The organism is Sinorhizobium sp. GQ132 (assembly GCF_059758575.1).
In genome coordinates this window covers 19,555-43,092 of sequence record NZ_JCAXDX010000002.1, presented here as the reverse complement: position 1 = coordinate 43,092, position 23,538 = coordinate 19,555, and the positions used below count along the sequence as shown (strand labels likewise).

The following is a 23,538-nucleotide window of genomic DNA, read 5'->3' as shown; positions in this document are numbered from 1 at the left end:
AGGAAAAACCTGTTCCTCGCCGCCCCGCAGGGTGTATTTTCTCGCTATATCAGCTAGATGAGCGTCCTCGCGGCCGCGACCGTGCCCGCCCGCCGCCCGCAACATTCTGGTCGTGCAGCACGACGATTATGTCGTAGACAGGCTCAACTCGCGGCGCGGCAGGCTCTAATATCCGGCTTCAAAACCAAACCAGGGTCGCATCAATGGCAGAGTTTCCGGAAAAGGCGAAGGTCGTAATCGTAGGACTGGGTGGCATCGTCGGCGCATCGATCGCCCACCACCTCATCGAGCGTGGCTGGGACGATATCGTCGGCATCGACAAGTCGGGCATCCCGACGGATATCGGCTCTACGGCACATGCCTCCGACTTCTGCTACACCACAAGCCACGACTATCTCTCGGTCTGGACGACGCAGTATTCGATCGACTTCTTCGAGAAGATGGGTCACTACGCCCGCATCGGCGGTCTGGAAGTCGCACGCACCGGCGACCACGTCTGGATGGAGGAGATCAAGCGCAAGCATTCCTCCGCCAAGGCCTTCGGCACCCGCGCACACTATGTCTCGCCGGCCGAAATCAAGAAGCTGTTCCCGCTGATCGAGGAAGATCAGGTGATGGGCGGCATGTTCGATCCGGATGCCGGCCTCGTCATCCCGCGCTCGCAGACGGTTGCCGGCAAGCTGGTCGATGCGGCGGAAAAGTCCGGCAAGCTGCAGATATTCGGCAATACGCCGGCAACTGCGCTGCTCGTCGAAAACGGCCGTATCAAGGGCGTCGTCACACATCGCGGCACGATCATGGCCGACCATGTCGTGGTCTGCGCCGGCATCTGGGGTCGCCTGATCGCTGAAATGGTCGGCGAGGACCTGCCCGTCATGCCGGTCGATCATCCGCTCACCTTCTTCGGCCCCTACAACGAATTCGAAGGCACCGGCAAGGAAATCGGCTTCCCCCTGCTGCGCGATCAGGGCAACTCGGCCTATATGCGCGACACCGGCGACCCGAGGACCACCGAGGGCGGCCAGATCGAATGGGGCTATTACGAAACAGACAATCCGCGCCTCTGCCATCCGCGCGACATCCTCGAAAAGCACGAGGCACGCCTGTCGCCCTCGCAGCGCGACCTCGATATGGAGCAGATCATCGAGCCGCTCGAGCGCGCCATGGAACTTACGCCGATCCTCGGCGAGCTCGGCTATAACGAGGGCCACTCCTTCAACGGCCTGCTGCAGGTATCGGCCGCCGGCGGCCCCTCCTGCGGCGAGAGCCAGAAGGTACGCGGCCTCTGGTACTGCGTCGCCATCTGGGTCAAGGACGGCCCGGCCTACGGCAAGCTGATCGCCGACTGGATGACGGACGGGCGTACCCATACCGACCACGCCTCGATCGACTACGCGCGCTTCTACCCGCACCAGCTCGAAGAGAAGTTCATCGAAGGCCGCTGCTTCGAGGCGGCGCAGAAGATCTATTTCCCGGCCGTGCATCCGCGCGAGCCCTATGCGAGCGGCCGCAACGTCAAGCGCTCGCCCTTCTACGAGCGCGAGAAGGAGCTCGGCGGCTACTTCATGGAACTCGGCGGCTGGGAGCGCGCGCACGGCTATGCCGCCAACGAGCACCTGCTCGAAAAATACGGCAACCGCATTCCGGTTCGCGAGAACGAGTGGGACAACCGCCACTTCTGGCGCGTTTCCAACGCCGAGCATCTGGCGATGAGCGAGGATTGCGGCATCGTCAACCTCTCGCACTTCCACATGGTGGATATCGAAGGGCCGGACCATGTGGAGCTTCTCGAGTGGCTTTGCGCCGCCAAGATCGGCGGAGACGGCAATATCGGCAAGGGCATCTACACCCACTTCCTCGATGACGAGGGCATGGTGCGCGCCGACTTCACCGTCTTCCGCATGAGCGAACGCTGCCGCCTCGTGAACGGTGCCGATGCCGGCCCGCGTGACTTCCACTATATGCGCCGTGTCGCGGAAGACCGGGGGCTCGACGTCACCATCACCGACGTTTCGGAGAAGTTCGTCACCATCGGCATCTGGGGCCCGAATGCCCGCGAAACGCTGAAGAAGGTCGTGGCGGAACCGGCCGGCCTCGATCCGGAGAATTTCCCCTTCGCCGCGATCAAGCAGATCGAGATCGCCGGCAGGCCGGTCTCCGCCTTCCGCATCTCCTATGTCGGCGAGCAGGGCTGGGAACTGCACATGAAATACGAGGACGGCCTGGCCGTCTGGGATGCGCTGCGCGCCACGGGCGTCATGGCCTTCGGCGTCGAGACCTACGCGAACTCGCGCCGGATGGAAAAGAGCCTCCGCCTGCAGAACGCGGATCTTCTCACCCACTACAATCTTATCGAGGCGGACCTTGCCCGTCCGAAGGTCAAGGAAGCGGACTTCCGCGGCAAGGCGAAGCATATGGAGTACAAGGCGCGCGAGCACCAGCCCGCCATGCTCTGCACGCTCCTCATGACGGAGAACACCGACAGGAACGGGGTGAAGCGCTACCCCGTCGGCAACCTGCCGGTCATGGACCCGGAGACCGGCGAGGTGCTGGTCGACGAACTCGGCCGCCGCTCCTACACCACTTCCATCGCCTACGGCCCGACGATCGGGAAGAACATCGCGCTCGCCTATCTGCCCTGGTCTTACTGCCAGGTCGGCCGCAAGCTCAATGTCGAGTATTTTGCCGAGACCTACCCGGTCGAGGTCGCCGGCGTCGGCTACAAGCCGCTTTACGACCCGGAGAACCTGAAGCCGCGGACGTAACCGGGCCGGATAACCTGTCCGTGGTTTCAGGCCAACCGGCGTGAAACCACGTGGAAGCTCTGGCCGGTCTTTTCGGCATGTTTCCTTGTTCGTAGTCGATCAAAGGACGAAAACATGCAGCATAAGACGCGCGGCGCTGTAGGAAAGTTGTCGGAGAACTGCAATCTCTCCGTCCTCATCCGTGTGCTCGTCACAGGGATGAAAGCAGCGCCGCGTCTGCGGCGCGGAAAGCGTTCTTTCAGCCCAAGGACTTGGTCTGGCTGGATTCCTGTGACAAGCACAGGAATGAGGGACCGGGGATGTGCGGCTCCTACAACTTTCGCTTGCGAATATGCGAGGAATGATCAGCCTGTCACGCAATGAAAGGTTACGTCTACATCCTCGCATCGAAGCGAAGCGAAGCGGGGCGCTGTATACGGGCGTGACCCGCGACTTTCCGCGCCGCCTCGCTATCTTCACGGTTTATGAAACGCCCCGAGGGACCGCACCCTCTCCGCCCTCCCTGTGCTCGTCACAGGGATCCAGCAGCGCCGCGTCTGTGGCGCGGAAGAGCCTTTTCAGCCCAAGGACTTGGTCTGGCTGAATTCCCGTGACGAGCACAGGAATAAGGGACCGAGATGTGCGGCCACTACAACTTTCGCTTGCGAATATGCGGGGGAAGAGTCAACCTGTGACGCCGATCAGCTTTACGGCCGGCACCTGCCCGCGTTCGAAGAGCCGCGCCACGGGCTCTTACGCCGGCATCTCGATCTGTATCTTCACGTCCGTGGGGCGCGCCTCGACGGCGCGGTCGAAGGCGGCGATGCTCTCGTCGAACGGAATGGTAGCAGAGATCAGCGGTTTCAAATCGACCTTGCCGGAGGCGATCAGTTCGATGGCGCGGTCGTAGACATTGGCATAGCGGAACACCGTCTCGATCCGCAGTTCCTTGGCCTGCATACCGACGATGTCGAAGGGGACGGGGTCGACGGGCATGCCGACGAGCACGACGGTTCCGCCAGGACGCGCAAGACCAGGAAGAGCAAGGATTGCGGGTGCGGCCCCGGAGCACTCGAAGACCACATCCCCCCCCAGCCGCCCGTCGCCTGCGCGAGAGCCTCGGATGCCGCCTGCTGGCGGACATTGATTGTCTCGATACCCTCATAGGCCCCGATGACATCCAGTTTCGGCTGCGCGAGGTCAGCCACATAAACCTTGGAGCATCCCCCCGCGAGCGCGGCCAGTGCCGTCATCATGCCGATCGGGCCGGCCCCCATGACGACGCCGACATCCCCCGGCTTGATGCCCGCGCGAAGGGCGGCCTGCACGCCGATGGCGAACGGCTCGACCATCGCCCCTTCCGCGAAGGACACGTGGTCGGGGAGGCGATAGGTGAAGGCCGCCGGATGAACGACCTCGGGCGTCAGGCACCCATGGACCGGCGGCGTGGCCCAGAACCGTACGGACGGATCGACATTGTAGATGCCGAGCTTGGACGACCGGGAGGAGAGGTCCGGAATGCCGGGCTCCATGCAGACACGGTCGCCCTTCTTCAGATGCCGGACTTCCGAGCCGACCTCCAGGACGACGCCCGCGGCCTCGTGACCCAGTATCATCGGTTCGTTGACGACAAAGGGCCCGATCTTTCCATGGGTATAATAGTGGACATCGGAGCCACAAACGCCGACGGTGCGGATTCCGATCAGCACGTCGGCGGGCGACAGATCCCGCCTGACCGGAATGTCGCGCAGCGACAATTGTCCCTTCTTTTCAAGTACAAGCGCTTTTGCCACTACCCGTTCTCCTCGTACAATAAGTTGCCGTTTACTGCCCTGGATCGAGATGGTTTTTGGGCCCGTGCCGCCTCTGCAGCAATTCCGGAAGACCCGCGCAGCGATTTCCGTCAGCAATTCCATCAAGTCAGAAGAGCTAGTGTGTTTTTGCGATTCGATGAAGAGAAGAACGCCCGGCGAAGCTTATTTGCCGATGCAGAACATCTCACGAGGTGGTGGGGACGGTCGACCCCTGACGGAAGGATCGAAACCGAAACCATCATCGGACCGATGGATCATGAAAATGCGACCCCGGCATGACATCGGCCGGGATGGGGCAGACATAGGATTTCCCGTCCGTCTTCTCCAGCCATTCCGCCCTGGCGGCGGCAAGCAGGTCCGGCGAAGTCATCAGCGACAGACCCGTCGTGGCGAGCGTCTTGGCGGCATGCGCCGTCGCCTTGTGGGCGATCGGGCTTTTGCCCTGCGCAACGACCTGCCAGGTATGCGGGTTGGTGCCGATCGCCCATGCCGGCGCCCAGCACTGCGCCGTCGGCGTCACCCAGCTGACATCGCCGACATCGGTCGAGCCGGCGCGGAAGTGTGAATGGCCTTCGAATTCGCGCAGGCCGAGATGCAGTGGTGACGATCCATCGACATTGGCGTTGGAGAAGACGTCGCGCTTCATCTGGTAGAGGCGGATGCTGCTTTTGATTGCCTCTTGCGAGAACGTCTCCTGAATGGATCTGGCGAATGCGACGTCGGCCTCGTCGAAGGCGACCGGGCCGAGCGCCACCATGTTCTCATGCATGGCGGTCTCGATCGTGATGTTGGGCAGGAGGTTGGTCGAGGCCGTGTCGAAGGCGATTTCCACCTCCGTCTCGGTCATCATGGCTGCGCCACGGGCCACCTTCTCGACACGGCTGGCGAGCTCGAGCGCCTGTGGCATTTCCGGCGCGCGGATCAGGTAGAGTACTTCGGCGTTCGCCTGCACGACATTCGCCGCCTTGCCCCCGGTATCGGTGATTGCATAGTGCACCCGGCAATCCTGCGGCATGTGCTCGCGCAGAAAGTTGACGCCGACATTCATGAGTTCGACAGCGTCGAGTGCCGAACGGCCGAGATGGGCTGCGTTCGCGGCGTGCGCGGCCACGCCCTTGAAGCGGTAGAAATATTCGAGAACGGCAAGATTGTTGGTGGAGCGCACTCCGTTGAACGGTGCCGGATGCCAGGTAAGCGCTGCGTCGACGTCGTCGAACAGGCCGGCACGCACCATGAAGGTCTTCCCGGAGCCGCCCTCCTCGCCGGGGCAGCCGTAATAGCGCACGGTCCCGGGCAGATTGTGGGCCTTCAGATGCCGGGCGAGTGCGATTGCCGCCATCAGCGAACCGACGCCGAGCAGGTTATGGCCGCAGCCATGGCCACTGGCACCTTCGACAAGCGGCTTCGCCTCGGCGATCCCGGCCGTCTGGCTCATGCCGGCGAGTGCATCGAATTCCCCCAGAAAGGCTATCACCGGCTTGCCGCTGCCGGACTCGCCGATGAAGGCCGTGTCCATGCCCGCCACGCTGCGCCGAACGGAAAAATCATTGTCTTCGAGAGCCTTGGCAAGCAGCCCGGACGAGCGCTGCTCCTCGAATTTCAGCTCGGCGAAATCCCAGATGCTGTCGCTCAAGCGGGTAAACTCCGGTTTCATCGATTCGATCGCCGTGGCGATCGAGATCACGTCCTCTCGGTTCATGACATGTCCTCGTATTTCGAAGGGCGGGCGCAGGAGATCGCCGGCGCCTGCAGCGCAGCGCGTCTTTTCAGACGCGCAAAGGTCGCTTCACCGGGTCGGTCCGATGGGTGATGGATTGGCCGGGTCGGTGTTCTGCCGCCCGGCGCAGGCGATCAGGGGGCTAGTCGGCGACCGACACCTCCCAAAGGCGGGCGTTCGACTGCCAGACCGGCTGGCCCTTCAGCTTCCTGGTCGCGCCCCAGACATCGACCATGTCGTAAAGGAAGATGCCCGGCATTTCCTTCAGCATGAGCTCGTGGAACTCGTCGAAGATCTTCTGGCGCTTGCCCTGATCAGCCTCGGCATAGGCTGCGTTCATCAGTTCGATAGCCTTCGGATCGTCCCACATCAGGGAAGCGTTCTCGTCCTTGTCGCCAACGTAGAAGGAATACATCAGGGCGGGGTCGAGACGCGGCGCGACCGACTGCGAAATGACCTGGTAATTGCCGGAACGGCGGCGGTCGACCTGGGTTGCGTAGTCCAGAACCTCGATCTGTACGTTGAGGCCGGCCTGCTGCATCATCGCCTGCGCCATGACGGCGGCCGGGAAGCTCGGCACGTTGCCGCGCTTGTTGGCGATGATCGAGATCGGCTCGCCGTTGTAGCCCGCATCCGCCAGCTCCTTCTTGGCGGCCTCGATGTCATAGGGAAGACGCTTCTTCTGCGTTTCGCTGAAATAGACCGAGTCCTGCGACACCATCGAGCCGTTCGCCTCGCCCGTGCCGTTGGAGGCGGCAGCAACGAGCTGATCCAGATCGAGCGCCATCGCCATGGCGCGGCGCACGCCCGGATTGCTCAGGACCTTGTCGCGGGTCTGAATGTAGAAGAGGTTCTTGCCGTTGTTGCGCGCGACGATCAATTGCATCGTTTCGCTCGACTGGAATTCGGGAATGAGATCCGGCGAGATTTCCGCCGTGTCGAGCACACCGGATTCCAGGCCTGCCTTCACGGTCGAGGCATCCGGAATGACCATGAATTTGACACCGTCTGCAAGGGGCCGCTTTGAACCGACCATGCCATCCGGCTTTCCATCGTTTGCCGGCGATACATAATCCGCGAATTTCTCGAGATGGATGTACTCGCCTTTCTTCCATTCCCCCCACATGAAGGGGCCGGTCCCGATCGGCTGGACGAAGCTGCCGTCGGCAGCGACGGATTCAGGCGAAATCATGCCGGTAAAGCCGCATTCGGGACGCGACATCAGGCCAAGGAAAACGGCCGACGGCTTTGCGAGCGTGATCTCGACGGTTGCCGCATCTGTGGCCTTGACGCCGGCTACAGGCGCGGCCCCGCCTTCTGCGAAATCTTTCAGGCAGGTCCACTTCGTCTCGGGCTTGAGGTAGCGCGTCCAGTTCCACACCACGTCGTCGGCCGTCATCGGTTTGCCGTTGTGGAATTTCACGTCGGTGCGCAGCTTGAACGTATAGGTCAGCCCATCGGCCGACATCTCGAAGCTCTTGGCTAGGAGCGGCTTCACTTCGCCGACATTGTTGTAGCCGACGAGGCCTTCGACGATGTGAAGGATGATGCTGTCGGTATTGCCGTCGCGGTTGACGCCCGGATTGTTGCTGCGCAGATCTGAGCTCTGCGCGATCGTGATGTCGCGTGCTGCTGCCATATTGGCCGTGGCGAGCAGTGCGGCGCCCGCAAGAAGAAGCTTTCTCATTGTTCTACCCTCTTTATTGATCGTTATGAGTGGAATCCGTCCCAGCAGGCACGCGAAAGCCTGCCGATCGTCTCGAGCGCCATCGTGTAACCCGGTGTGCCGTCCGGCATGACCTGCGGCACTTCGTCGGTATAGGCGGAGATGATGTAGAAGGGGGCGCCGTCGCGATAGACGATGCCGGCATTCATGCGGCCGCGCTTACCCGTGCCGCCCTTGTGCGCAACCACCGTGCCGAACGGCAGGCGCGACGGAATGGCATAGCGCAGGATCTGGTTCTTCAGAGTCTGCAAGGCATAGGCGCACAACTGCGGCGATGTGCCGAGCTTCGCGATCGCCTCGGGAGAGGTCTGCGCGTCCAGGATCGTCTGCAGCAGGAAGGCCTGGTCGCGGGCTGTCGTGGTCGTGACCGAGGTCAGCGAATGGTCCGGCGGCAGGGCCAGCGGCGGAATGAGGAAGCGATGATGCGTACCGTGCATGCCGATCGATTTGCAGTAGCTGTCCACTTCCTCCAGCGTCAGACGCTCGAACACCATCTTGGTGCAGACATTGTCGCTCAGCACCATCATACCGGTTATCGCGTCGCGCAACGAAATCACGATCCCGGGCGTCAAATACCGGAACATGCCGCTGGCGACTTCCTCGGCAAAGCGGGCTTCGTAAGTGATGGGCTCGTCGAGATCCAGCCGCCCCTCGTGCACCGCCTTCAGCGCCGCCATCATGATCGAGGTCTTGCGCGTGCTGGCAGAAGGCGTTTCCTCGTCGGCCCCGCGTTCGATCGTCTCTCCGGTCCTGAGGTTGCGCACAACGAAGCGTGTCACGAAAGGCTGCGCGTCGCAGATCTCCGCAAGCCTTTCCTTCACCCGGCCAGAATCGGTTAGCCTATCCACATCAATTCTCCAGACGCCATTTGAGTGTCACGCCGCCCTTTTCGTTCTGGTCGAGGGCGGGAATGGCCGAGAGAAGCCGGCGCGTATAGGCTTCCTTCGGACTGTCGAAAATCGTGTCGCGATCTCCCTCCTCGATGATCCGGCCGTCCTGCATGACGACGACGCGGTCGGCCACCTGTTCGACGACGCCGAGGTCGTGACTGATGAACAGGCAGGAAAAGCCGTAGCGTTTCTGCAGATCCGAGAAGAGATCGAGGACCTGCGCCCTGACCGTCACGTCGAGCGCGGATACCGGTTCGTCCGCGATCAGGAAGCGCGGGCGCCGCGCGATCGCACGCGCAATGGCGACGCGTTGGCGCTGACCTCCGGAGAGTTCGTGCGCATAGCGGCCGGCATAGTCGACCCCGAGGCCGACTTCCTCCAGCGTTTCCAGGGTACGCTTGCGCTTGGCCTTGCCATCGAGGCCCGGGACCAGCCTCAGGGCCTCCTCGACTAGCGCGTCGATGGTCATGCGCGGATCGAGCGATGAATAGGGATCCTGGAACACCATCTGGCAGTTGAGCCGATAATCGGTCCAGTTTTCGGTGCGCGGCCGTCCCTGGAACTGGATGCGGCCCTCGCTTTCCGTGACGAGACCGGCAATGGTTCGGCCGAGCGTCGTCTTGCCGGAACCGGAACCGCCGACGAGTGCCACGACCTCGCCTTCGTGAATGTCGATGCTGACGCCATGCAGCGCGCGCTTCGGCCTGTTCTTCCTGAACAGCGACTTTCGGCCCGCATAGTCCACGATGATATCGCGGGCCGAGATCATGGGCACCCTCGTCATGTCGATCTGGCGCGCCCGGCCGCGGAAGGGCAGCGAGGAGAGGAGCTTCTTTGTGTAGGGGTGCTGCGGTGCCTTGAGCAGGTCCTCGGTCCGGCCCTGTTCCACGATCGAGCCTTTTTCCATCACGACGATACGGCTCGTGTAGCGCGCCACCATCGGAAGATCGTGGCTGATCAGCAAAACGGCCGTACCTTCCGCCCGCGTCAGTTCCACCATCAGTTCCATCACGTCGCGCTGGATGACGGCATCGAGTGCAGTGGTCGGCTCATCGGCAATCAGCAGCGACGGCTTCAAGAGCATGACGGAGGCGAGCATGATGCGCTGGCGCATGCCGCCCGAAAACTCGTGCGGATAGGAGGCAAGCGCCCCGTCCGGATCGCGGATTCCGACCCGCTTCAACATGTCGAGGATGAGGGAGCGTCGCTCCTGCGCCGAGGCCTTGGTGTGCAGGATGAGGCCTTCCTCCAGCTGCCGGCCGATCGTCATCGACGGGTTGAGCGAGGTCATCGGCTCCTGGAAGACGACGCCGATCTCTGCACCGCGCAGATGGCGAAGCTCATTTTCCTTCATCTTCAGCACGTCGCGGCCCCTGTAGGACACCGACCCGCCGGCGACCTTGACGGTCGGCGGCAGCAGCGAGATCAGCGCTCGGGTCGCCAGCGTCTTGCCGGAGCCGCTTTCGCCGACGATGCCGAAGATCTCGCCCGGCGCGAGGTCGAAGGAGACCGACTTGACGACTTGATGGCCGGTTCTTGCGACTTCAAGCGCAAGGCCGCAGACGGTGAGAAGCTTGTCCATCGTCATTTCAGGCCCCTCATGCGCGGGTCGAGCCGGTCGCGGAGCGCGTCGCCCAGAAGATTGATGCCAAGCAGCGTCAGCGCGATGCACAGGCCGGGGAACAATCCGAGCCATGCGGCCTGCTGGAGGAATGGCCGCCCGGCCGCCAGCATGTTGCCCCAGGTCGGCGCCGGAGGCGGCACGCCGAGGCCCAGAAACGAGAGCGCGCTTTCCGACAGGATGGCCCAGCCGAACATGGAGGTGGCGAGAACCGTGATCGGCGCCACGCAATTCGGCAGGATATGGCGCAACATCGTATAAAGTTCGCCATTTCCCATCACCCGCGAAGCCTCGATGAACTCCCGCTCCCTCAGCGAAAGCACGGCGCCGCGCACGACGCGCGCCATGGAAGGCGTATAGGCGATGCCGAGCGCGAAAATGATGCCGTACTGGTTGGCGCCGAAAACGGCGAGCAGCCCGAGCGCCAGCAATATGCCGGGAAAAGCGAGAAGCGCGTTGTTGACAGCCATGATGATGCCGTCCACCCAGCCGCGCGCATAACCGCTGATGAGGCCTATGAGCGTCCCCCAGACAGTGGCGAAGCCGACGGTGAGCGCGCCGATCCAGACGCTGGCTCGGGCGCCGACCATCAGGCGGCTCAAGACGTCCCGGCCGAATTCGTCGGTGCCGAGCAGATGCGCGCTGCCGGGAGCTGCAAGCCGCGCGGTGAAGGAGAGCTTCATCGGGTCGAAGGGTGTCCAGAAGAGACCGACGGCAGCGGTGACGATCAGGGTGGCGATCAGGATGCCGCCGATCAGTCCGTTGAGGGTGAAGTTTTTCATTCGGCGACAACACGCGGATCGAAGAGAGGGTAGAGAAGGTCGACGACGAGGTTGACCAGCACATAGGAGAGCGAAACGAACAGAAGGCATCCCTGGATGACCGGGTAGTCGCGCGCGAAAATGCTGTCCACCATCAGTCGGCCGAGCCCCGGAATGGTGAAGACCGTCTCGATGACGGCAATGCCGCCCAGCAGATTGCCCAGGATGAGGCCGATCATCGTCCAGGTCGGACCGAAGGCGTTCTTGAACGCATGGCGCCAGAGCACGGCGCTTTCCGACAGCCCTTTCGCACGGGCGTGGGTAATGTAGTCGAGACGCAGCACTTCCAACGTGGAGGCACGCGCCATGCGGATCAGCACTCCCGCTTCATGGATGACCAGCGTCACGACGGGCAGGACGAGATAGAGCAGACCGGCGGTCAGATTGTCGCCGATCGAGACATAGCCCAGAACAGGCAGCCAGCCGAGTTCAAGCCCGAAAAGCAACAGCAGCAGCAAGCCGAGCCAGAAGGTCGGGATGGACAGAAGAACCGTTGCCGTTCCAACCAGAGCCAGGTCCGTCAGGCTATTCTGACGCCACGCGGCAATTACGCCGGCCGGTACGGCAATCAGGCTTGCCAGAAGCACGGCGACGACCACGATCTCCGCACTCACCAGAAAGCGCGAAACGACCAGCGGCAGCACGGCCTCGTCATTGACGATCGAGCGGCCGAAATCGCCTCGCAGCACATCGCCGGCCCAGATCAGGAATTGTTGGGGCATGGACTTGTCGAGACCGAGCTCCACGCGCATTGCTGCGATCTGATCGGGCTGAGCCATGTCCCCCAGCATCAGCGCGGCGGGGTCACCGGGAATGAAGCGGATCAGTGCAAAGACCGCCACGGCGACAAGCACGATCGTCGGAATCGCCATCATCAGACGGCTCAGGATAAAGCGTAGCATCGGTTCCCCACGATTGATGGTCGAGTTGAAATCGAGCCATCATCGGTTTCTTCGGCCCAGACTATGCGGGAATGAGGAATGACGCGCAATATTATGCATATTCGTCATAGCCTTATGCGGGCTTTGGAAGATTGCGGAGCAATGGAACTGAGGGCTCAAAAAGAGCCAATATTTTGCTTTTATTGATCTTCTTGCGAAAGTCGGATCTGCTTCTTCAGGGCGTCGCTGAGTGCCTGGGCGGCGATGGAGAGCGGAACTCCGGCGGCACGCACCAATCCGAATTCCTGTGTCGCGCGAGGCACGAACGGCCGGTATACGACGGGCAGGTGACGGTAGAGATTCGCATAGAAGCTGCTGATGATCGACACGCCCAGTCCATGCGCGACATAGGAGCACGCCGAACTGTTGGTGTGGGTTTCGATCTTGACCATCTGCTTTACCCCCGCCCGCTGAAAGGCCTGGTCGAGCGCCATGCGGTTCGGCCGCTGCCGACCAATCAGGATGAGCGGCACGTTTCGCAGATGCTTGATGGTGATCTCGGGCAATTCGGCAAGCGAGTGATCCTTCGGAACGACGCAGACGCTTTCACCGCTCGCAACCTTGTCGATCGCAATGCCCGGCCCCGTTTCACCTTCGATACGTAAAAAACCGAGGTCGATCACGCGTTCCTCGACCAGTTTGGTGATCGCCGTGGTCGTCTCGAAGAACGTTTCGATGCGAACGCCTGGAAAATCCCTGACATAGTCGATCAACATGGCGGGTGCGAAATTTTCCCACATGCTGCTCGGCAGCCCGATGCGGACGATCTCCGGCCCGGAGGAGCCGTTGCGAAGATCCTCCGCATGGCCGGACATGCGCTCGATGGCCAGCAGGACGTTTTGCGCATCACGCCCAAGAACCGTCGCCTCCGGAGTCGGAATCAACCGGCCCTTGTCGCGGGCGAAAAGCGTGATAGCCAGATCGCTTTCAAGCTGCTGCAGCATGCGGCTCACTCCCGACTGGCTGAGACCCATGGCCTTCGCGGTCGCGATGGTCGAGCCGGTTGCAAGGAGTGTCCGCAGGACTTCCAGTTGCTTGATGTTCATGGGGTCAACACCTTCGATGGCGGCAAGTTCGTCCCGGCCAGCCGGAAATGCCCTGCTGGAAGGCCGGCGGTATCTTCGACAGAGGAAGCTCTTCGCCGCCGACAAAGCAATAGGTGAGCGCCAGATAGAGCGCTTCACGGTGTCATTTAAAGACTGAAACGCTCTGTCACTTTGAATCTACGCACTTCCTGACGGAAAACCGCGCACACTTTTCCGCCTCCGCTCTATTGCAGCGCCGGGCCCGAGGCTTGCTCTTCATGGACCTCAAACGCGGGTCATGCTGCGACGGCGCCATTGGTCGAAGATCACCACGACCACGATGACGACGCCCTGCCGGTCGGCACGGGTCTTGAGCATCGGCCGCGCGCATCGAAGTCGGTTGATCAAATTTCGCCTAGCGGCACACCTCTCGCCAAGGCCAACTTCAGGAGCGCTTGAGTGCCGGGTCGTCGAGCGCCGGATTGTAGAAGAGCGAGAGCGTCAGGCTACGCGCGATGCGCTCTGCTGTGGCCATGAACCAAGCCTTCGCTTCCTCATTCGGCGCAATGTCGTCGAGCGTTCCAGCAAAGAGCCCCAGCCATTTCGGGAAGAGTTCCGGAGACATGTTGGCGACGCCGAGATGCGCCTGCACCGGCTTTCCGCCGTAAGCGCCGCTGCGGAAGGCAACGGCGGACCAGAAGCTTTTCATCTTCTCCATGTGCTCCGGCCAGCGTCCCGAAAGCCTTGCGTCGAATACCGGCCCAAGCTCCGGATGCGCGAGCACACGCGCATAAAACGTCTCGACCAGCCTACCGATGAACGCTTCATCGATCCCGAGTGCTTTCATCTCCGCTCTTGCGCGTTCGCGCATAGCGGGGCTTTGCACAGCGTGGCCCTGCAATTCGTCGCTCATACCATCCGCCCGGTTCGGTCGCATCTGCTGCCACTATATAGGGATTGCGGACGTCGCGCCCAAAGCCGAACTGCAGAATGCGGCAATCTGCCCGACACGGATCAGGCCGTAAACGGCAGCGGCGGCAGTTGCAGTCAATAGACGCTGTCGTAGGCCGCACAAATCTCCGTCTGCGTCTTGTCCGCCAGATAGGCGATCTCGCCCTCCTTATGCTTGACGTAGACGTCGGCAAAGCCTTCGGGGAACCAGCTGCACACTGTCGCATCTTCCTTGAAGCGCTGGAGGGCCGCTTCGAGTGTCTGCGGCAGGCGGACGTAGCCGCGGGCGGCAAGGGCCTCCCCGCTCAGGAGCGAAAGATCTTCCTGTGTCGCCTCCGGCACCGCAAGACCCTCCTCGATGCCCTGTACCCCGGCATGGACGATTGCCGCGAGGGCAAGATGTGGATTGGCGGTCGCATCGGCCGCACGAAACTCGAAGTTGAACTGGGCGGCGCGGGCGATGTCGCTGATATCGGAAACCGGGCAGATGCGCACCGATGCCTCGCGATCCCGAAAACCGAGATTGTTGAAGGCTGCGCTCCAGCGATGCGGTGTGAGACGCAGGTAGGAGACCACGCTCGGCGCCGTGATCGCAATGATGGAGTCGAGATATTTCAGAATGCCGGCGACGAATTTTCCCGCAACTTCGGAAAGCTCATGTTTGCCGTTCGGATCGTAAGTGACCGGGGCACCCGCCGAATCCAGCATGCTCAAGTGGACATGCACGCCGTTCCCGACTCCGGCCGGATCGCGGATCGGCGTGAAGGTCGGCTCATAAGAAAGCTCGCGCGCGACGAGGCCGACAAGTTCGCGGGTAATCAGCGAATGGTCGGCGATGGTGACGCCCCTCTGGGGACCCATCGTCACCTCGAACTGACCGGCGCCGAACTCCTTCAGGATCGTATCGGGCGTCACGCCAGCCTCGCGCATTGCCGCGATGATCGCCTCGCAGAAATGCCGTTCCTCCTGGAACCCTCCGAGCGTGAAGGCCTTGCCGACTTCGCCAACGCGGTGCTTGAGCTGGAATTCATGCTCGAAGGCACCGTACAGCGTGACACCCGCCACGCTCTGCAATCGCTCCAGGGCGGCCTCGAGAATAGAGCGCGTGCAGAATTCCCAGGGGCGGCCGTCGGTATAGCGAATGTTACCGAGAACAAAGTTCTCCTTCGGCGCCCCCTCCTCGCTTTCGAAGCTGACGCAGGTCGACGGATCGGGAATGAGCACGAGGTCGCCGAGCGAGCCGAAGGGGCTTTCGGCGATCGCGTCGAAGCAGGTGATCTGTACATTGGTCGGCGTCCAGCCGACGCCCCGCTGCAAGCGCTTTTCCATCTGCGCCAGCGGAAAGGCCTTGCCGCGCACCTTGCCCGAGAGATCGCCGCAGCAGGCGACCATCATTTCCTCACGTTTCATCTGCGTCCCCGTTGATCCTGTCTTGGTCGTAGCCCGGCATCGCAAAGCGGATGCCGTCCCAATCCTTGATGCGCTTCTGCGTCGCCTCCCAATCGGTCTCCGAGACGCGCACGATGAGTGCCTCGACGAGCGCCATGGCAGCGGAAACCGTGTCCCAGGCCGTGCCGGCGTCGATCGGCAGCGCGACGATGTGATCGGCGTTGCGGGCAGCCGGCGACATCCACTTGTCGGTGACGACGACGATGGTCGCGCCACGCTTCTGGGCGATGTTCTCGGCAAGGCGTGCGAGGCTGAGCTGGTAACGCCGGAAATCGATCAGCAGCACGACATCCTTCCGGCGCATGCGCAGCACATGCTCCGGCCAGAACTCCGGGTTGTCGGCCATGTGGTAGATGCCGCTGCGGATCTGCCTGAGATGGATCGACAGGAAGGAAGCGATGCTGTTGCTGACGCGCCCCCCGAGCAGGAAGATGTTGCGCGACGGGTCGGCGAGAAGCTCGGCCAGAATGTCGAACTGTGTCTGCGAAACCATTCCGGTCATTTCCCCCATGACGGCCGAAACACGCGCGACATATTCCGACAGGAACTCCGAATGGCCGACCGGCCTCTGGCTGGATTTGAGGTCCAGGGGCGAGCGCCGGCCCTCCTTCAGCTCGGCGATCAATTGCCGTTGCAGGTCCTGGAAACCGCCGCAGCCGATCTTACTGACGAAACGGGTGATGGAGGGCGCGCTGACGCCAGTCTTGGCCGCCAGTTCCTGAATGCTTTCCAGGCCGGTGAAGGGGTAATCGGCGAGAATGGCATTGGCGATCTTTCGCTCGCTGGCCGTCAGCTGCCCGGCGGCCTCGCGGATCCTCGTGCGGATCGTCGTCGACGATTTCCCATCGCTCATCGGTGTGTCTTCCCTTGGTTGGAACGAATATTCGCGTCCTGAAAAAAATTAGTCAAACGGAAAAATCAGATTGACTATGATTGAAAAATTTCTTTGACTGTTCGCCATCGAAGGCCACGCCGCCGGACCGCACGACGGATCTCAACTCATGCTCAGGCTCGCAGATCGCGACACGACCAGATTGCTGCAGGCGGGTGACCCGGATCCCGTAGAATGGATCAATCCTACCGGCCGATCGGCGATCTTCTTGACCTGCGAACATGCGGGCCGCGCGCTGCCTGCAGCGCTTGGCGATCTCGGCATTGCACCCGAGGAAATGGACCGTCACATCGCCTACGACGTCGGCGCCGAGGGTGTTGCACGCGGCATTTCCGAACGCCTCGATGCAGCACTCGTCCTGCAGCGCTACAGCCGGCTCGTCATCGACTGCAATCGCCCCTTGGAAGCGACGGACTGCTTCGTGGCGCAGAGCGACGGAACCGTCGTTCCGGTCAATGCCGACCTGTCCGATCGCGAACGTCGCGGCCGCTACGTGGAAATCCATCAGCCGCTGCACGAGGCGATCGCCGTCGCGCTCGACCGGCGACAGGCGGCCGGCAAGCCGCTCTTCCTCGTCTCGGTACATAGCTTCACGCCCGTCATGCGCGCGACCGGCGCCGTCCGGGATTTCGAACTCGGCCTTCTCTACAATCGCGACGCCCGTTTCGCCGAACGGCTGGCCGAAGTCTTCCGCGCCGCCAATACGGACGTTACCGTCAGGCTCAACGAGCCGTACCACGTCGACGATCTCTCCGACTACACGATCCCCGTGCACGGCGAGCGGCGCGGCATTCCGCATGTGCTTCTCGAAGTGCGCAACGACCTCATCAACGACGCCCGCGGACAACAGGAATGGGCGGACCGGCTGGCCGGCCCCCTCCGACTTGCGGCAGAAAGCATCGAAGGAACCAATGATGGCCGCTGACCATCCGACCACCCGCGACGTGCCGCTCGACCCGGCCGCTTCCGCCATCCTGTTCATCGACGTGCAGAACTTTTCCGTCAGCCGCGAGGGGGGCGAGTTCAAGGATGTCTCGGATGCGGATATTGCCGGCAAGTACGGCTACTACTTCAACCGTATCCGCGAGGTGGCGATACCGAACATGCAGCGCCTGCTCGCCGGTTTCCGCAAGGCCGGCATCGAGGTGCTGCACACGACGATCGAGAGCCTGACGAAGGACGGCCGCGACCGCAGCCTCGACTACAAGATCACCGGCTTCAACGTGCCGAAAGGCTCCTGGGATGGTAAGGTAATCGACGAGCTCGAACCGCTGGAGGACGAGATCGTCTTCCCGAAGAGTTCCTCCAGTGTCTTCGTCTCCACCCATATCGACTATGTGCTGCGTAATCTCGGGGTGAAGCAGATCGTGCTGTGCGGCCTCCTGACCGACCAATGCGTGGAATCGGCAGTGCGCGACGCCTGCGACCTCAACTATCTGGTGACGCTCGTACCCGATGCCTGCGGCACCTATTCGGAGGAACGCCACTATACCTCGCTGAGCGCAATCAAGGGCTATTGCCGCCAGATATCGACCGACGATCTTTTGAAGGAAATCGGGCAGTAACCTGCCCGAACGGCCGACGGGAGGCAAATAGGGAGCATACGAGGGCGGTCCGCACAAGAAGGTCAAAAGACCAGGCCGCACAACGACCACCGCCGAATGGCATCAATAAGGGGAACGACCATGATCAAGACTTCCAGACTGTTTCTGGCAGCGGCAAGCTTCGCGCTTGCCTCTTCCACAGCCATTGCCGACGACGACAAGATCCTGATCGGCGGCGCACTCTCGATGACGGGCATTCAGGCTCCCCTCGACACGCCCGGCTACAACGGCGCGAAGGTCGCCGTGAAGTATCTCAACGACAATGGCGGCTTGCTGGGGAAGCAGGTCGAATTCGTAAATATCGACGGCAAGTCGGATCCGGTGACGGTCGGCAATGTCGCGGTCGAACTGATCGACAAGGGCGCCGAGATCATCGTCGCACCGTGCGATTTCGACTTCGGTTCGCCCGCGAGCCGTGAAGCGCAGTCGGCGGGCCTCGTCGGCATCTCGACCTGCGCCTCCGACCCGCTCTATTCCTCGTGGTCGCTCGGCGACAAGCAGTTCACGCTCTCCATGTGGAATACCACGATGGGTGCGACGGCCGCCGATTTCGCCGTCAAGGAAAAGGGCTGGAAGACGGCCTACGTCGTCACCGACCAGTTCATCGCCTATACAAAGTCGCTCTCGAAATATTTCGTGGAGCAATTCAAGGCCGATGGCGGCGAGATTCTGCTCGAAGACACCTACACGAACGGCGACAATAATTTTTCCGCCCAACTCGCCCGTCTCCAGGCGCTCGGCAAGAAGCCGGACGTGATCTTCGTCTCCTCCTACGGCACGGACATCGGTGTGATCATCCGCGCGTTGCGCGAAGTCGGCTACGATGCGCCGGTTCTCGGTGGCGACGCCTATGACGACCCGGCCATGCACGAGGCGCTCGGCGAAAAATTCGGCAATGACGTCTATTTCGTCACGCATACCTGGATGGGCCCGGAGGCGCATCCGGACATGCCGAAGTTCATCGAGCTCTACAAGGAGATGTTCGGCAAGGCGCCCGACACGTCCTTCGTCTCGACGGGCTGGGATACGATCATGCTGCTCGCCGAGGCGGTAAAGGCGGCCGGAACGACCGAAGGCGCAGCGCTCGCCAAGGCACTTGAAGATGGCCAGTTCAAGCTGCTGACGGGCGATCTCGACTACGGCACGAACGAGGAAGGCCATGTGCCGAACAAGGCTGCGGCCGTGATCGAACTCAAGGGCGGCAAGCCGAGCTTCGTTGGATGGCGTAAGCCGGAATCCCTGCCTAAGCCCTGATCGGTCAATTCGGGCCGGCCGCAAGGCCGGCCCCATCACCTCGGAAAAGCCATGTCTGAAACGCGTCTCGCGGTAAACGACGTGTCGGTGGAATTCACCGGCCTGCGCGCACTCGACCATGTCTCGCTCTCGGTCTCCGCCGGCGAGGTCGTCGGCCTCATCGGGCCGAACGGCTCCGGCAAGACGACGCTCATCAATGCCATCACCGGCCAGGTGAAGCTGGCGACCGGCACGATCGCCGCCGGCGACATCACCCTGTCGGGTCTCTCGCCGCGCGAGATCGCGCTTGCGGGCGTAAGCCGTTCCTTTCAGATCGTGCGCATTTTCAACTCGATGACCGTCCTGGAGAATGTCGAGGCGGCGGCGCTGGCAAAGGGCGCCTCCCGCGCTGTGTCGGCTGAACGCGCGAAGGACCTGCTGGCCGAACTCGGCCTGACGGCTAAGGCGGACGAGCTTGGCGAAAGCCTCAGCTATGGCGACAAGCGCCGCGTCGAAATCGCCCGGGCGCTCGCCGCCGAACCGCGCTTTCTGCTGCTCGACGAGCCCGCCGCCGGCATGAACGATGCCGAGACGGAAACCCTACTGCACACGCTCGCCGAATTGCCCGAGAAGCGCGGGCTCGGCCTTCTCATCATCGACCACGACATGGGTCTCATCATGCGCCTCTGCCACAGGCTGCATGTGCTCGCCTCCGGCCGCACGATTGCAGAGGGCGACGCCGCCCACGTCCGCAGCCACCCGGCCGTTATCGAAGCCTATCTCGGCAAGGGGGCGGCCCATGCTTGACGTCGCCGACCTTTCCGTCAGCTACGGTGCGATCCGCGCTGTACGCAGCATCAGCTTCACCCTTCGAAAGGGTGAGCTGGTGAGCCTGCTCGGCGCCAATGGTGCCGGCAAATCCTCGACCATCAAGTGCATCGCCGGCGCGCTGAAAGCCTCCGGCGGCACGATCACGCTCGAAGGCAAGGACATCACCGCGGCGAGCCCCGAACAGGTCGTGCGCGCGGGCCTTGCCACCGTGCCGGAAACCCGCGACGTCTTCCCGGACCTGACGGTCGCTGAAAACCTGATGCTCGGCGCCTATATCCATCGCCGCGACCAAGCTGGCAACCGCGACAACCTCGAGAAGCTGAATACGCTCTTCCCGCGCCTTGCCGAGCGCTCGAAACAGGCGGCCGGCACGCTCTCCGGCGGCGAGCAACAGATGCTCGTCATCGCCCGCGCGCTTATGGCGAGGCCACGGGTGCTTCTTCTGGACGAACCCTCGCTCGGCCTTGCGCCGGCCATCGTCGAACGCATCTTCGAGATGATCGAGGCACTGAAGAAGTCCGGCCTCACCATCCTGCTCGTCGAGCAGAACGTGAACCAGGCGCTCGCCGTCGCCGACCGCGCCTTCGTCATGCGCCTCGGCGCCATCGTCGCATCCGGCACGGCCGAGGAAATCCGCTCGACCAGCGACCTCAGCGCGCATTATCTGGGAGGCTGATCCATGGCTTTCGCGATCCAGTTCGTCATCGACGTCCTCAGCCTCGGCGGCGCCTATGCGCTCATGGCACTCGGCCTCGTCATCATCTACGGCATCCTTCGCCTCGTGAACTTCGCCTATGGCGAACTCATCATGGTGGCCGGCTATACGATGTTTCTCGCCAGCGGCTCGGGCCTGCCCTGGCTCGTCATGGCGGTGCTCGCCGTCGGTATGGCGATCCTCTTCGGCATCATCACCGACTACGCCGCCTTCCGTCCGGTGCGGGCCAAATCGGTGACGGCGGTGCTGATTACCTCCTTCGCCTTCTCCAACCTGCTGCAGAATGCGGCGCTGCTGTTCATCTCGCCGCGCCCACGCAACGTGCCGCTGCCGGACATCTTCTCGCAGACCGTCTCGATCGGCGGTGCGATCACCCCGGTCCGCAACCTCATCACCATCGCCGCCTCCATCGCACTGCTCGCCTGCGTCGCCTTCCTGATGCGCAGGACGACGCTCGGCATCGCGATGCGCGCAGCGGCGACGAACTTCACCATGGCGCGCATGCTGGGAGTGCCGGCGAACCTCATCATCTCGTCCGCCTTCGCCCTTTCCGGCTTCCTCGCCGGCGTCGTCGGCATTCTCTGGATCGGCCGCATCGGCACCGTCGTTCCGGGCATCGGCCTGGAGCCGCTGCTCGTCGCCTTCATCGCCACGGTCATCGGCGGCATGCGGAGCCTGCCCGGCGCCGTTGTCGGGGGTTTCCTGCTCGCGCTCATCGACACCACGCTCAACTACACCCTGTCGCAGGACCTGCTGAAATTCCGCGACGCCTTCACCTTCAGCCTCGTCATCCTGATCCTGCTCTGGCGCCCCGACGGCCTCATCAGGGGTCCGGCGAGCGGACAGCGGACCTGAGGGGGGCGCGACCATGAAACACTCCTATTTCACCGCCCTCATCCTCATCGGCGTCATCGCCATCATCGCCGTCGGAAGCCAGCTCCTCGGCATCCGCCTCTATGACCGTATCGCCACCAACCTGCTGATCTCGCTCGTGCTGGTCATCGGCCTGCAGACCTTCATGGGCAATTCGGGCCTGCTCTCCTTCGCCCATATCGGCTTCATGGGCCTCGGCGCCTACACGTCCGCCGTGCTCACCATCCCGGCTCAGATGAAGGGCATGGCGCTGCCGGATCTCTACGATTTCATGAAGGTCGTGGAAGTTTCGCCGCTCCTCGCCATGCTCGCGGCGGGCGTGCTGGCCGCCGTCGTCGCGGCCGTCGTCGCCTATCCGCTGATGCGGCTTTCGGATGCGGCATCGGTGATCACCTCCTTCGCGCTGCTCGTCGTGCTCTACACGGTCATGAACAACTGGAGCGCCTTCACCAACGGCCCGCGCACGCTCTTCGGCCTGCCGAAGACGACGGACATGCCGATCGCCGCCATCGTCGCGGCGATCGTGGTGGTCGTGGCGCTTGCCTTCAAGGAATCGCGGACAGGCAAGCTGCTGCGCGCCTCGCGGGAGGACGAGGTCGCCGCTGCGGCCCTCGGCGCCGACATTCCGCATCTGCGCTGGCGCGCCTTCATCCTCGCCGCGTTCATCGCCGGCATCGGCGGGGCGCTGTGGGGACATTTCATCACCTCGTTCGCGCCGAAGGCCTTCTATCTGAAGGAGACGTTCCTCATCATCACAATGCTGGTGATCGGCGGCGCCAACACGGTGACAGGCGCGGTGGCAGGCACGATTCTCGTCACCTTCGCCTATGAGGGGCTGCGCGGCACGGAAGGCGCGCTCAACGCCACCGCCTTGGGCGCCGGCCAGATCGTCGGCCTCACGGAAATCGTCCTCGCGCTCGCCATGATCGCGGTAATGATCGTCAAGCCGGGCGGTCTCTTCCCGAACCGCGAGATAGGCCACATCCTCACCCGCGCCCGCCGCAAGAAGGAGACAGTTGCATGAGCTGGAAGACCGCCTACCGATCTTTCTACTATGCCGGTGCCGAGGAGCCGGACGACATCGTGCTCGATCCGGCGACGACGGCGCTGCTGGTCATCGACATCCAGAACACCTATCTCGACCCGAAGGATACGCCTGAAGAAACCGCCCGCTGGCAGCCTTTCTACGAGCGTATGCGCAAGACGGTGATACCGAACACGGCGCGGCTGATCGACGAATGCCGCAAGCGCAAGGTGGAGGTCATCTTCGCCCGCATCGCCTGCCTGAAGCCGGACGGGCGCGACCGCTCGCTGAGCCAGAAGAAGCCCGGCTTCAATTACCTGCTCCTGCCGAAGGAGCTGCCCGAGGGCCAGATCGTTCCGGAACTGGAGCCGCGCAGCGACGAGATCGTCGTCACGAAGACGACAGACAGCGCGCTGACCGGTACGAACCTTCGCCTCGTCCTGCACAATATGGGCATCAAGGACGTCATCTGCTGCGGCATCTTCACCGACCAGTGCGTCTCCTCGACCGTGCGCAGCCTGGCGGATGAAAGTTTCGGCGTGGTCGTCGTCGACGACTGCGGCGCCGCGGCGACGGACGATCTGCACCGGCGGGAACTGGAGATCATCAACATGATCTACTGCCATGTCGTCTCGCTCGAAGAGGTTCTCACCTTTTTCAAATAGAG

General features: G+C 62.6%; 19 protein-coding genes and 1 pseudogene. 9 read left to right on the top strand and 11 right to left on the bottom strand.

Features of this window, described 5'->3' with window-relative positions; all coding sequences use genetic code 11:
- Nucleotides 1-203: 203 nt before the first annotated feature.
- Nucleotides 204-2,765, top strand: coding sequence for a GcvT family protein (locus tag AC6CIG_RS04285; RefSeq protein WP_437411682.1), 2,562 nt, complete (start codon nucleotides 204-206; stop codon nucleotides 2,763-2,765).
- Between the two features lie 732 nt (nucleotides 2,766-3,497).
- On the opposite strand, the pseudogene AC6CIG_RS04280 reads toward AC6CIG_RS04285, so the two are convergent.
- The 11 genes and pseudogenes from AC6CIG_RS04280 to AC6CIG_RS04230 form a co-directional block, all read right to left on the bottom strand.
- A pseudogene (locus AC6CIG_RS04280) lies at nucleotides 3,498-4,537 on the bottom strand (NAD(P)-dependent alcohol dehydrogenase).
- Nucleotides 4,538-4,796: 259 nt separating this feature from the next.
- On the bottom strand, nucleotides 4,797-6,257 hold the full coding sequence (locus AC6CIG_RS04275) for a M20 family metallopeptidase (RefSeq protein WP_127712478.1): 1,461 nt from the start codon (nucleotides 6,255-6,257) through the stop codon (nucleotides 4,797-4,799).
- A gap of 160 nt (nucleotides 6,258-6,417) precedes the next feature.
- Nucleotides 6,418-7,962 (bottom strand): ABC transporter substrate-binding protein, encoded by a 1,545-nt coding sequence (locus AC6CIG_RS04270; RefSeq protein ID WP_127712477.1) that lies wholly within the window; start codon nucleotides 7,960-7,962, stop codon nucleotides 6,418-6,420.
- Nucleotides 7,963-7,985: 23 nt separating this feature from the next.
- Entirely contained in the window at nucleotides 7,986-8,849 is an 864-nt protein-coding gene (locus AC6CIG_RS04265) for a serine hydrolase (RefSeq protein ID WP_164867095.1), read from the bottom strand.
- A 1-nt stretch (nucleotide 8,850) separates the two neighbouring features.
- The gene (locus tag AC6CIG_RS04260; protein ID WP_127712476.1) at nucleotides 8,851-10,479 is read right to left on the bottom strand and encodes a dipeptide ABC transporter ATP-binding protein; all 1,629 of its coding nucleotides are present in this window, start codon (nucleotides 10,477-10,479) and stop codon (nucleotides 8,851-8,853) included.
- Nucleotides 10,476-11,294 (bottom strand): ABC transporter permease, encoded by an 819-nt coding sequence (locus tag AC6CIG_RS04255; RefSeq protein WP_018095807.1) that lies wholly within the window; start codon nucleotides 11,292-11,294, stop codon nucleotides 10,476-10,478. Before AC6CIG_RS04255 ends, AC6CIG_RS04260 begins: the two co-directional genes overlap by 4 nt.
- Complete coding sequence (locus AC6CIG_RS04250) at nucleotides 11,291-12,235, bottom strand: ABC transporter permease (RefSeq protein WP_018095808.1); 945 nt, start codon at nucleotides 12,233-12,235, stop codon at nucleotides 11,291-11,293. Before AC6CIG_RS04250 ends, AC6CIG_RS04255 begins: the two co-directional genes overlap by 4 nt.
- A 179-nt stretch (nucleotides 12,236-12,414) precedes the next feature.
- Nucleotides 12,415-13,320, bottom strand: coding sequence for a LysR family transcriptional regulator (locus tag AC6CIG_RS04245; protein WP_018095809.1), 906 nt, complete (start codon nucleotides 13,318-13,320; stop codon nucleotides 12,415-12,417).
- Between the two features lie 424 nt (nucleotides 13,321-13,744).
- The gene (locus AC6CIG_RS04240) at nucleotides 13,745-14,212 is read right to left on the bottom strand and encodes a group III truncated hemoglobin (RefSeq protein WP_100671948.1); all 468 of its coding nucleotides are present in this window, start codon (nucleotides 14,210-14,212) and stop codon (nucleotides 13,745-13,747) included.
- A gap of 134 nt (nucleotides 14,213-14,346) precedes the next feature.
- Entirely contained in the window at nucleotides 14,347-15,660 is a 1,314-nt protein-coding gene (locus AC6CIG_RS04235) for a glutamine synthetase family protein (protein ID WP_127712475.1), read from the bottom strand.
- Entirely contained in the window at nucleotides 15,650-16,552 is a 903-nt protein-coding gene (locus AC6CIG_RS04230) for a MurR/RpiR family transcriptional regulator (RefSeq protein WP_127712474.1), read from the bottom strand. Before AC6CIG_RS04230 ends, AC6CIG_RS04235 begins: the two co-directional genes overlap by 11 nt.
- Before the next feature lie 148 nt (nucleotides 16,553-16,700).
- On the opposite strand from AC6CIG_RS04230, the gene AC6CIG_RS04225 reads away from it, so the two are divergent.
- The 8 genes from AC6CIG_RS04225 to AC6CIG_RS04190 all read left to right on the top strand — a co-directional run bounded on the left by AC6CIG_RS04225 (nucleotide 16,701) and on the right by AC6CIG_RS04190 (nucleotide 23,536).
- A complete protein-coding gene (locus AC6CIG_RS04225) occupies nucleotides 16,701-17,516 on the top strand; it encodes an N-formylglutamate amidohydrolase (RefSeq protein WP_100671950.1) in 816 nt (271 codons plus the stop codon).
- Nucleotides 17,506-18,156 (top strand): cysteine hydrolase family protein, encoded by a 651-nt coding sequence (locus AC6CIG_RS04220; protein WP_026168684.1) that lies wholly within the window; start codon nucleotides 17,506-17,508, stop codon nucleotides 18,154-18,156. Before AC6CIG_RS04225 ends, AC6CIG_RS04220 begins: the two co-directional genes overlap by 11 nt.
- Before the next feature lie 120 nt (nucleotides 18,157-18,276).
- A complete protein-coding gene (locus tag AC6CIG_RS04215) occupies nucleotides 18,277-19,449 on the top strand; it encodes an ABC transporter substrate-binding protein (RefSeq protein WP_018095853.1) in 1,173 nt (390 codons plus the stop codon).
- A 51-nt stretch (nucleotides 19,450-19,500) separates the two neighbouring features.
- Entirely contained in the window at nucleotides 19,501-20,235 is a 735-nt protein-coding gene (locus AC6CIG_RS04210) for an ABC transporter ATP-binding protein (protein ID WP_100671952.1), read from the top strand.
- Entirely contained in the window at nucleotides 20,228-20,935 is a 708-nt protein-coding gene (locus AC6CIG_RS04205; RefSeq protein ID WP_018095855.1) for an ABC transporter ATP-binding protein, read from the top strand. Before AC6CIG_RS04210 ends, AC6CIG_RS04205 begins: the two co-directional genes overlap by 8 nt.
- Before the next feature lie 3 nt (nucleotides 20,936-20,938).
- Nucleotides 20,939-21,829 carry a branched-chain amino acid ABC transporter permease gene (locus tag AC6CIG_RS04200; RefSeq protein ID WP_127712473.1) on the top strand — a complete coding sequence of 297 codons (891 nt, stop codon included), beginning with the start codon at nucleotides 20,939-20,941 and terminating at the stop codon, nucleotides 21,827-21,829.
- Between the two features lie 13 nt (nucleotides 21,830-21,842).
- Complete coding sequence (locus tag AC6CIG_RS04195) at nucleotides 21,843-22,871, top strand: branched-chain amino acid ABC transporter permease (protein ID WP_127712472.1); 1,029 nt, start codon at nucleotides 21,843-21,845, stop codon at nucleotides 22,869-22,871.
- On the top strand, nucleotides 22,868-23,536 hold the full coding sequence (locus AC6CIG_RS04190; protein ID WP_018095858.1) for a cysteine hydrolase family protein: 669 nt from the start codon (nucleotides 22,868-22,870) through the stop codon (nucleotides 23,534-23,536). Before AC6CIG_RS04195 ends, AC6CIG_RS04190 begins: the two co-directional genes overlap by 4 nt.
- Nucleotides 23,537-23,538: the final 2 nt, after the last annotated feature.